General features: G+C 36.3%; 16 protein-coding genes. 3 read left to right on the forward strand and 13 right to left on the reverse strand.

Translation table 11 applies throughout. The features are described 5' to 3' along the window. Together GN105_RS11955 and GN105_RS11960 are read left to right on the forward strand one after the other, a co-directional pair. Positions 1–326 (forward strand): helix-turn-helix domain-containing protein (locus GN105_RS11955; RefSeq protein ID WP_306452390.1); only part of this gene is annotated, 326 nt, incomplete at its 5' end. Then, the gene (locus GN105_RS11960; protein WP_155285628.1) at positions 304–585 is read left to right on the forward strand and encodes a helix-turn-helix domain-containing protein; all 282 of its coding nucleotides are present in this window, start codon (positions 304–306) and stop codon (positions 583–585) included. The genes GN105_RS11955 and GN105_RS11960, both read left to right, overlap by 23 nt. A gap of 279 nt (positions 586–864) precedes the next feature. Here the strand turns inward: GN105_RS11960 and GN105_RS11965 are convergent, their stop codons facing one another. From GN105_RS11965 to GN105_RS12020, 12 genes are all read right to left on the reverse strand, one after another. Further along, complete coding sequence (locus tag GN105_RS11965; protein ID WP_155285629.1) at positions 865–1,680, reverse strand: PRTRC system ThiF family protein; 816 nt, start codon at positions 1,678–1,680, stop codon at positions 865–867. Between the two features lie 52 nt (positions 1,681–1,732). Continuing rightward, entirely contained in the window at positions 1,733–2,476 is a 744-nt protein-coding gene (locus tag GN105_RS11970; protein WP_155285630.1) for a PRTRC system protein B, read from the reverse strand. 12 nt (positions 2,477–2,488) lie between these two features. Further along, positions 2,489–3,460: a hypothetical protein gene (locus tag GN105_RS11975; RefSeq protein ID WP_155285631.1), complete on the reverse strand. Its 972-nt coding sequence runs from the start codon at positions 3,458–3,460 to the stop codon at positions 2,489–2,491. Positions 3,461–3,471: 11 nt separating this feature from the next. Then, positions 3,472–3,645 (reverse strand): hypothetical protein, encoded by a 174-nt coding sequence (locus tag GN105_RS11980; RefSeq protein ID WP_155285632.1) that lies wholly within the window; start codon positions 3,643–3,645, stop codon positions 3,472–3,474. Between the two features lie 105 nt (positions 3,646–3,750). After that, a complete protein-coding gene (locus tag GN105_RS11985; RefSeq protein WP_119653162.1) occupies positions 3,751–3,969 on the reverse strand; it encodes a PRTRC system protein C in 219 nt (72 codons plus the stop codon). A gap of 33 nt (positions 3,970–4,002) precedes the next feature. Continuing rightward, complete coding sequence (locus GN105_RS11990; RefSeq protein ID WP_155285633.1) at positions 4,003–4,506, reverse strand: PRTRC system protein E; 504 nt, start codon at positions 4,504–4,506, stop codon at positions 4,003–4,005. Between the two features lie 114 nt (positions 4,507–4,620). Further along, positions 4,621–4,773, reverse strand: coding sequence for a hypothetical protein (locus GN105_RS11995; protein ID WP_155285634.1), 153 nt, complete (start codon positions 4,771–4,773; stop codon positions 4,621–4,623). Positions 4,774–4,777: 4 nt separating this feature from the next. Then, on the reverse strand, positions 4,778–4,957 hold the full coding sequence (locus GN105_RS12000; protein WP_155285635.1) for a hypothetical protein: 180 nt from the start codon (positions 4,955–4,957) through the stop codon (positions 4,778–4,780). Continuing rightward, on the reverse strand, positions 4,954–5,397 hold the full coding sequence (locus tag GN105_RS12005; RefSeq protein WP_155285636.1) for a hypothetical protein: 444 nt from the start codon (positions 5,395–5,397) through the stop codon (positions 4,954–4,956). The genes GN105_RS12000 and GN105_RS12005 overlap by 4 nt, the downstream gene beginning before the upstream one ends. A gap of 15 nt (positions 5,398–5,412) precedes the next feature. Next, entirely contained in the window at positions 5,413–5,937 is a 525-nt protein-coding gene (locus GN105_RS12010) for an antirestriction protein ArdA (RefSeq protein WP_155285637.1), read from the reverse strand. Between the two features lie 12 nt (positions 5,938–5,949). After that, positions 5,950–6,351, reverse strand: coding sequence for a single-stranded DNA-binding protein (locus GN105_RS12015; protein ID WP_155285638.1), 402 nt, complete (start codon positions 6,349–6,351; stop codon positions 5,950–5,952). Between the two features lie 15 nt (positions 6,352–6,366). After that, entirely contained in the window at positions 6,367–6,714 is a 348-nt protein-coding gene (locus GN105_RS12020) for a molybdenum ABC transporter ATP-binding protein (RefSeq protein WP_155285639.1), read from the reverse strand. Positions 6,715–6,923: 209 nt separating this feature from the next. Between GN105_RS12020 and GN105_RS12025 the strand changes: the two genes are divergently transcribed. After that, positions 6,924–7,166 carry a hypothetical protein gene (locus GN105_RS12025; RefSeq protein ID WP_155285640.1) on the forward strand — a complete coding sequence of 81 codons (243 nt, stop codon included), beginning with the start codon at positions 6,924–6,926 and terminating at the stop codon, positions 7,164–7,166. A gap of 138 nt (positions 7,167–7,304) precedes the next feature. Here GN105_RS12025 and GN105_RS12030 read toward each other — a convergent pair whose 3' ends face one another. After that, entirely contained in the window at positions 7,305–8,513 is a 1,209-nt protein-coding gene (locus GN105_RS12030) for a site-specific integrase (RefSeq protein WP_373279408.1), read from the reverse strand. Positions 8,514–8,807 lie beyond the last annotated feature (294 nt).

The raw sequence follows: 8,807 nt of genomic DNA on the forward strand, positions 1-8,807 counted from the left end.
GAATAATGGAAGTGATTGTCATTGAAAAAGCGATTTTTGAGCAAACGCATCAAGAATTAGAACAGCTTATAGGAACCTTACAAAGTGTAGTGAATAGCTACAAAGGACTTTGTTTACAAGAAAAGTGGTTGGACACCCAAGAGGTCTGTTTAATGCTTGGTATCAGCAAAAGGGCATTGCAAGGTTACAAAGACCGAAAAATTTTGCCATATTCGTCCATTCAACGTAAGAATTATTTCAAACGAAGCGATGTAGAACAATTGTTGTCTTCCCAAAATTCTCAAAACACCAAAATGACTGAAAATGAAATTATTCACGCATCATAACCAAGAAATTACCGATTATATGGCTCAAATAGAAGCCTTAAAAGCCCAAACGGAATTTATTCTTAAAAACTTTCGTCCTGTGTTTAATGGCGAAATCTACCTAACGGGCAAAGAGGTTTGTGAGCTACTGCATATCACTAAAAGAACCCTACAACAATATCGTGATGACAAGCTACTTCCATACATTCAAATCGGTGGAAAAATTCTTTTTAAAGAAAGTGATTTACAACGTATTTTAGAAGCGAATTACCACAAATAATCTCTTGCCATTCTTCATTATTTCTCTCTGTAAAGCCCTCTGATTTAAAGTAAGGGGGCTTTCTTCTTTCTAATAAGAAATGACTGATTTTCAAGGAAAACTTCTATTATAAACCCATAAAAAAACCATCTGTAAGTAAGCGGTTTTCTTTTGCTTCTTTTCTTTGTCCGCAAAACAAAGAAAAGAAGGTCGGTAGCACCGACAGGCAATTATCCCCCAAAAGGGGGAACTTTAAACCTTAAACATCAAACAGAGAACCTTGAACCCCCAACTTAAATATCAAACCAGTATCGGCTGACTTCTAAAATCCTGCAAATTCAGAAAAAAGCCTCGTTTGTCGGTAAGCCCATTGCGAAACAAATTCCAAAGTAAGGAAGCTCCCATTTGCGATAGGGTGGCATTGATAAAGAGGTCTTGTTTGAGTAAAGCATCGGCAAGGGAACAACTTGGGGTATCCTCATTTTGGTCGCCACTCGCAAAAAAATCATAAAACTCATCGGTTACAAAGGGTAGATTTTCAATACCTATTATTTCCTCATTTTGGGGCTGTGGGTGTGAGCCTATGGTGGACAAAATTACTTGCCCCGTATGGCGGTTATTCCCAAAATCCAACCAATAAAGCGGGGGATTGTGATAATGATTGGGACGTTTTAAATCGGTAAGTATTTGGGCTATTTCAAAACGAGCCTTTGCCGTATCCACGCACGAAATATAAATACTTCCCTGCATTGATTGAGAAGCAGCCACAAAAGTGTCGGTATCAAATTTTCGGTGTTGTGCTTTCCAATCCGTACTAAAAAAGCGATTGATACGGCTTATTAGTGCGGTGGATTTGTGTAAGCCTAATTCGGTTTTGGCAAAGAGTTGTCTGCCTAAATTGGCTTGGGTAATGGTGTCATCGTCCCAAAGCGTTAGGCAAAAACCTGCGTGTGAGAGTTGTTGTAAAGCGTGGTGCATACGTCCCAAAGCCGTTACCACCTGTGAACCCGTTCCCCCTGCTCCGATTAAATGTATCTCAATGGGATTAGTGGCATTGAGCAAGGAATTATGTACAAAATGCACTCTTTTTTTTATGGAAGTGTCGGTATTTTTCATTGTTTTTTCTTTTTAATTCTGATTTTCTACTTCTTTCTAATCTTTCTTTCCTCTACAAAATATTTTCTAATTGTTGATGGTTAGGCTGTAAAAGTTCAGTAGGAAAAGGCTTTTGCGTTTTTGAGAGTTCTTGCCAAAGGTTTTTTAAATCGGTTTTGCCTTTGATAATGGGATAACTGCCCAATTGATGTGAGAAATAACTATCAAAAAAATAGCTTTCCCAAAGGTTCATAAAGTTTTCTAAATAGGTACTATTCGTTATCTGAATTTGTACCGACCCCATACAGACATTACCATTTTCATATACATTGAAAAACGGAGCATAATGCAAAGGAGTTTTTAGGCTTGGTTTTCGATTTTTTGCAAGGGCATACACAAAAAGTTTGTCCTTATAGGCTTTCCAAACAAGTGGCGGAATACTCACACATACCTTTTCCATTTGAAGCGATGGGGCAAACAATAGTTTTCGCCTTTGAGCCTTTGTGTACCAAATTACATAGCCATTTTCAGCAGAATTGACATATAACACGTTGGCAGGAAGTAAGCCGTTGGATTGCCAAAATCCGTTGTTTTTATCATCAACACAAACAAGAGTTTTAGCAAGATTTTCGGCTTGTTCTTTACATAGAGGCTGTGCCGATAGGGGTGTTCCGTCCGTGTCAAGATGTACAAATTCCGTGTAACATTTTGTGTTATATTTTTGGGTAGTCTGATAAAATACTACTGCCGAAGTGGGATAATAAAGTTCTCCAAAGTTTTCCGTAAGGTCTTTTAAGGGTTGAGGGTTTGTATTCATTTTTAAAGGTTTTTAAAAAGTATTTAAAAGGCTTATCAATTGATGTAATAGTGAAAAAAAGTAGCTTTCAAATTTAAAATTAGAATAAGAGGACACTCCGTCAAAACGATTGACAAAGGTAGGTACTTCAATTTCTCCACATTGTGAAAATTCGCCATTCACAAATCCTATGATTTGATACTCAAAAAAATCACTTTGCGTTTCAAAAGCGAATGAAACATATTTGTCAATGGTAAATAATTCTGTTTCATCAGATATTTCTTCTCGGTTTAAATGCGTATATAAATCAGCAGAGGGAAACTCCTGCCACAACTGAAAAAAGGCTTTTGAAATTCGTAATACCTCTTTTTCCGTTTCATTACAAGCCGTAAAATCGTTTATCCGTTTTTCAAAAAGTTGTAGGTTTTTGGGATTTCGGATTTTTTGATACAAGTGTTCGCCTACATATTGGGCTTGTCGCAAATTGCTTGAAAATGTTTCTTTTTCTTGTGGGTCGTCCCAATCGTTTAGTATCCAATCATTGAAATTTTCGTATATATATCCCAAAAAACAATCGTCCATAGTGTAATAAGGAACATATACTTTATGACTTATATAAGCAAAAACCGACAGGAACAATTGCCCTATTTTTTTGTGTCTTTTATTCTTGCTTTTCAGTAGTTTATAAACAGGCAACACAGGAATGTAAAACAGCGTGTTGTCTGTGCGAAAAGTTTCCTCTACCGAAAAGAAAAACGATAAAAAAGCCTTTGGGGTTGTGTCCTGCCACACTTGTATCCGATACCAACAATCCATATTTTGTTGCAGGTGTTTTTGGGCTTGGTCAAGTGCCAATGCCACATTGTATGGAAATTCATACTTGCTCATATCAAGGGCTTGAAAATCATAAAAATTTGCCATTCTCTCCAATGATTTTTGTAAATCGCCTTGTAATTTTTTTACGTGTATTCCTTTGAAATCGCTAAAATTTCCGACTTTGGGCAAAAAGCGATGTTTTAGAAAACCATTGGTAAAATGGACTTCGGTGCGGTGGTTTTCTGCTCTTGTTGGATTTGGGCAAGGTCTTTGGGACAGCTTACCCATTGGGCAAACTCCGAGAGTTTTTTGTGTAATTCGCTCTCTTTGGGGTCGTGTATCGGCTTGATGTTGCCTTTTATTTTGGATTGCATACATAGTTAGTTATTAAGTGATTAGCAATTAGTGATTAGCGATTAGTGGTTAGAGTGTGATTTTATATCCTAATCACTATACACTAACCACTAATTGCTAAAAATTCAACCTTTTGTTCCGATGGAAGTTTCAAAATGATATTCTACATATTCGCCATTTACACGAGGTGCAGATATTTTGGCGGTGGTTAAAATCGGATAGGTAGGTGCATAAAAATGCTGTACCATTTCTACCGACCATTCTTGGTTGGGGTCGTCTAATCGTGTTTCTTGTCCATTATTTTTAAATACGAACACTCTTTTGAGTTGGGTTGCGATTAACATATTTTTCTTTTTTATAGATTGATAAATTAGATTTTATTCTGCGTTTTCAAACAAAGTAGGGGCAAAATGAGCCGATAATTCTGACCTTTTTTTGCGTATTTTTTCGGCTTGGTCGGGAAATTCATCGGGGGGTGGCAATTTTGTCCACGCTTCACGATACTTGCCTTGTGCTTCCAATTCCGAAACTTTTTTCATTGCTTCATCGTATTTCTTTTGGGCTTTTTCTGTCTTTTCTTTTTCCATTGCCGATTGCTTTTTGGCGTGTTCTTGGGCTTGGATATAGTTTTCCATATTGACCAAAAGCGATGAAGTTTCCTCAAGGGGGCGGACGATGCTTTGAAAAAATCCGCCGTCCAATTCCTCTGCCGTTCCCTTTAACACAAGAGGAGGAATACCATTTTTGGCAGGGTCGCTACATTGGTCGTTTTGTAGTAATACCGACACAATATATTGCCCGTTTTGTCCTTGTTGGAGGGTCATTTGTAGCGTTCCCACTACACTTATCATTGCGATTTGATTAAAAAAATTCGTTTCCATTGTGCTTCCTTTTTTTGAATGTTACTAACTTGTTTTTATGATGGTTTTATTGTTTACAAATAGCTTGTTGAGTGCGATATGCAACTCGATAGCCGTTTTTATGAATAATACGCTCTAATATTTTCCGTACTTTTTGCAGTAGGCTTTAATCTCTTTAATAGCCTTTTCTTTGTTAGAACATACTCGGATAAGAGTACGACTATCGGTACTATGCCAACTATCGGTAAAGTAGGCGATGTAAATACGTTTCATTTTTGAGGTATCCATAATACTATTTTTTTAATTGTTTCAATTTTTTATACATATCTTCCCAATAGGCTTTTCGCTCTCTATCAAAAGAAATATGTTTATTATCGGTATGTTTGTATTTTCTAAAATCATCGGCTTGTTGTAAAGCCTTATCAAGGTCGGTTACTTGCACGATGTTTCCATTTATATCTTTTATCGTCATAATTTTTCTATGAGTGTATTAAGGTTAAAATCATCCGTGTAGAATTCTTCCCCCGTATGTTTTCCAAAGGCTTGGAAGTAGGCATACCCACCTTTACAAATTACCATTTGATATAAGTTGAGCGTACTTGTGGGAGTGTTAAAATGGTTCGTTTCGTTGTTTTCGAGGCTCACAAATTGCCAATTTTTGTCCCCCAAAAGGGTATCTATATGGGGCGTGTCATCTTCATTAGTGGCGTAAAAACTCACGACACTATCTCGAAACAAAACCGAAACAAGGTTAGGCATATCATCAATGAACTCAACTAATTTTAGCCGTTTTTTTAACTCCTTTTTCCACGCTTCATCTATTTGAATGATGGCAAAGTCGCAGGTATCCCAATCGCTATTGGTATGGGCTTTTATTAGGATATGTTTTGTATTTGTGTTTGTTATTTTCATCTTTTTTCTTTTTGGTTAATAATTATAGAAATAGTGGTTATTGTGTTCCATAAAATCCAAATCCCTTGCATAGGCTTCATAATCAAAATACGTTGCCACCTCATCAGGAATATTTTGGAGTAGTCCCGTTTGTTCCACATAATATTCAGCAAAATCCGTTTCAGTGGAAAAGTAACCGATATATTGCTCTTGGGCTTTTTCGATGGTTTGTTCGTTTAGGGGCATTCCAGTCAGATACATATAGTTTTCTATGATTTCCATATCGTCATCGCTCATTTCTTCCAAAAGGGAAGCGATTTCGAAAATGCTTTCTTCCAAATGGCATTCGCCTATAAATCCGTCAAAAATCTCGGGGCATTCCCAATCTTGGAACATTAGTTCGGGGTCTTTTTCGTCTTGGTGCAATAGTTTGCAGTCGGCATAAAAAGCCTCTATATCATCATAGTTTGATAAGGTAAGCCACTTACCAAATAAATTACCCTCGTTGTATTTTTTATATGTACCTACATAAATACGTATTTCATTTAAGATAGAATTCATATCTCTTTGATTTTAAAATGTTAAAAAAGGTAAATCGTCAAAATCTTCGTCCGTTGTTTTGGGGTGTTTTTGCTCTTGGGGTTGTGTGTTGGTGGTTGCTTCCGACTTTTTAACTTGATGCAATTTGATTTTTGAGGTATGAAAATTCAATCCTGCTTTGGGTTCGCCTTGTGCATTTATCCAAGCTCTTGCACTGACCCTGCCCGAAAGCTCCACCAAAGCCCCTTTGGTCAATATCTTAGCTACATTGACACTTATCCAATACGCACAATCAAAATACGTGGTTTGCTGTATGGTTTCTCCCTCTTTATTTCGGTAGTTATCATTGACTGCTACCGAAAAATTAACAACTTGTTTTTTGTTGGACAAGGTTTGCACCTGTGCATCACTTGTCAATCTTCCAATGATATTCATACTATTTAGTGTATTTTAAGGTTTTTTAATTTCGATAATAAGGCAAATTTTTCCATAAAGCATTGCCCGAAGGCTTGTTTTGTCAAGGGCTTTATATTCGTTCCATTGTTGGTATTGTAGTACCAAAAAAGTTTTTAAAACGTCTGAAAAATCAAAGCGGTATCCCATAACAGGAATGGCATTTTTGAAATACGAATTGTGATTGACTTGGTAGGTTATCCAATTTTTCTCCGCTCTTGACAAGGGCTGTTTCTCATTGAGTTTCTGACGTAATATGTAGGCACGAGTGTCTTTTAATTGGTTTAAAGTACATACTTTCCACGATACGAATTTTGTGGCAATAGGTGTGTTTTCTCTTGTCATATTCTTTATTTTTGAGTGTGAATATTTGGGTTTTGAGTTGCGTTTTGCGAAATGTTTTGTCCGCCCTGCTTTTTCCACTCTCTATCTCTGAAAATTTTTAATTCGGCAATGAGAGGAAGAGCGAAGTCGTTTCATTAAAACAAGTAGTAAGCAGTGCGTTCATTTTTATCATTTTCGACATTTTTTTTATTCGTATAAAGAGCCGGAATATGCGGTGGTCGTTTCGAGAGCCTAAAAGGTCTGTGTTTAGCGGCTACAAGGTTTTTCAAAAAAATACAACCCCTGTTGAAAACGGGTGTGGAGATTTTTTTGAAAACCAAAGGCTTGACCTTGTGGCAGCGTTACAAACACAGAAATACCTTTGCTCTCGAGAACGAATACCCATTTCGGGTGATTACTTCATAAATAAAACAGGAGAAAATCCCATAAACAAACGCACACACCATTACTAATAAAATGAAACGAAGGAGTCTTCCTCTGCCGAATAAAATCCAATAAAAAAACCGATACAGAAATTGTAAATAATCCCTGTATCGGTTAATCTTAAAGACAAATATTTTATATTATCATATGAATTGCAGTGAATTACACTATAATGAAGCGACTAATCGCTCACCAAAGTCATTGAATTTACAAGCGATTTTTTCCATATCCTTACTGATTTTTTCATTGGTGATTTTAGCATAAATCTGTGTGGTTTTCAAATTCTTGTGTCCCATCATTTTACTAACACTTTCCAAAGGAACACCTTCTGTAAGAAAAAAGGTGCCAAAAGTATGCCTTGCCCAATGAAAGCTCAATGGCTTTGTTTTATCAATACCCGCCTCTAAGCTAATTTCTCTTAAATGAAGATTGCAAGAGGTATTACTTGGGACAGGAAATACAAACTCACCTCTGCTGATGGATTCGTATTTGTCGATGATTTTTTGAGCAATGGGAAGTATGCGAACATTGGAAGGATTGCTCGTTTTTTGCCTACGGGAAAGAATCCAACGATTACCATCAAAAAAGGTTTGAATTTGACTCTTTTTGAGCTGTTTGATGTCAATATACGAAAGTCCCGTAAAACAGCTAAACACGAACAAATCACGCACCAATTCACGGGTTTTACTCTTAAAAGTACAGCTCAACAACTGCTCAATTTCTTCTTTTAGCAAATAACCTCGGTCTTTTTCCTGCATTGTGATTTCGTATTCTCGGAATGGGTTCTTGTGAATCAAATCTTTTTCCAAAGCGATGTCAATCATCTTACACAAAGGCATCATATACACCCATATCGTATTATGTGTTAATCCTTTATCAACACGAAGATAAAAATCAAAATCTTTAATAAAATCCGCTGTAAGCTCCCTAAAAGCCATATCCGTACGATGGTATTTGTAGTTTATAAAGTCCAAAAGATGTGTATACACGCTTTGATATTTCGCCAAGGTTTGTTTGCCTCTCACACCCTTTTGAACCATTTTTTCAAAATCAGCATTGAAGTTTTGAAAAACTTTCAAAAGAGAATCGTCCATCGTGCCGATACCCAAAAAGCTGTTTTTAAGTTTTTCGGCGGTAGCAAAACCATCCGTTTTCATCAGATGGTCATATTGATTGACTAAACGAGTTTTCAGCTCTTCCAATTTGCGATTTAATGAAAGAGCTTCTTCACTCTTACCTAAGACTTTGCCGAATTTCAAGTCCCATTTATCGGGAAAAATTTCGAGTTTAGTACTAAATTGGGCAATTTTACCATCAATGGTAATCCTACCCATAATGGCGACTTTTCCGTTTTTCTTAGGAGCATTTTTCTTCAAATAGAAAAGCACTTTGAAGGTTGATTTTTTTTACTTGCATAACTCAACTTTTTAAATTACAAAACTAATCTCTATTGAGTTACCATACTCTATGAAAATAAGTGCAAAATACTGAAATATAGTCTTTTACTTAAAATATTTAAAACTACCATTAGGTAACGATTTAGAAACCTAACTTTGTTTTTACCCGTCAAATTACCTTATTCCTTGCTTTCCAATACTTTCCTGATAACAAACTAAACCATTTAGTATGTGTATATTACATCTTTTTACTTACTTTCGCAGTTTAGTTTT

It is taken from the genome of Capnocytophaga felis, assembly GCF_009684755.1.
Classification (GTDB): domain Bacteria; phylum Bacteroidota; class Bacteroidia; order Flavobacteriales; family Flavobacteriaceae; genus Capnocytophaga; species Capnocytophaga felis.

Bases quoted from the DNA above. Each gene is read 5' to 3' on its own strand.
- GN105_RS11960 (WP_155285628.1), top strand. From the start codon at position 304: ATGAAATTATTCACGCATCATAACCAAGAAATTACCGATTATATGGCT.
- GN105_RS11965 (WP_155285629.1), bottom strand. From the start codon at position 1,680: ATGAAAAATACCGACACTTCCATAAAAAAAAGAGTGCATTTTGTACAT.
- GN105_RS11970 (WP_155285630.1), bottom strand. From the start codon at position 2,476: ATGAATACAAACCCTCAACCCTTAAAAGACCTTACGGAAAACTTTGGA.
- GN105_RS11980 (WP_155285632.1), bottom strand. From the start codon at position 3,645: ATGCAATCCAAAATAAAAGGCAACATCAAGCCGATACACGACCCCAAA.
- GN105_RS11985 (WP_119653162.1), bottom strand. From the start codon at position 3,969: ATGTTAATCGCAACCCAACTCAAAAGAGTGTTCGTATTTAAAAATAAT.
- GN105_RS11990 (WP_155285633.1), bottom strand. From the start codon at position 4,506: ATGGAAACGAATTTTTTTAATCAAATCGCAATGATAAGTGTAGTGGGA.
- GN105_RS11995 (WP_155285634.1), bottom strand. From the start codon at position 4,773: ATGGATACCTCAAAAATGAAACGTATTTACATCGCCTACTTTACCGAT.
- GN105_RS12000 (WP_155285635.1), bottom strand. From the start codon at position 4,957: ATGACGATAAAAGATATAAATGGAAACATCGTGCAAGTAACCGACCTT.
- GN105_RS12005 (WP_155285636.1), bottom strand. From the start codon at position 5,397: ATGAAAATAACAAACACAAATACAAAACATATCCTAATAAAAGCCCAT.
- GN105_RS12010 (WP_155285637.1), bottom strand. From the start codon at position 5,937: ATGAATTCTATCTTAAATGAAATACGTATTTATGTAGGTACATATAAA.
- GN105_RS12015 (WP_155285638.1), bottom strand. From the start codon at position 6,351: ATGAATATCATTGGAAGATTGACAAGTGATGCACAGGTGCAAACCTTG.
- GN105_RS12020 (WP_155285639.1), bottom strand. From the start codon at position 6,714: ATGACAAGAGAAAACACACCTATTGCCACAAAATTCGTATCGTGGAAA.
- GN105_RS12025 (WP_155285640.1), top strand. From the start codon at position 6,924: ATGCGGTGGTCGTTTCGAGAGCCTAAAAGGTCTGTGTTTAGCGGCTAC.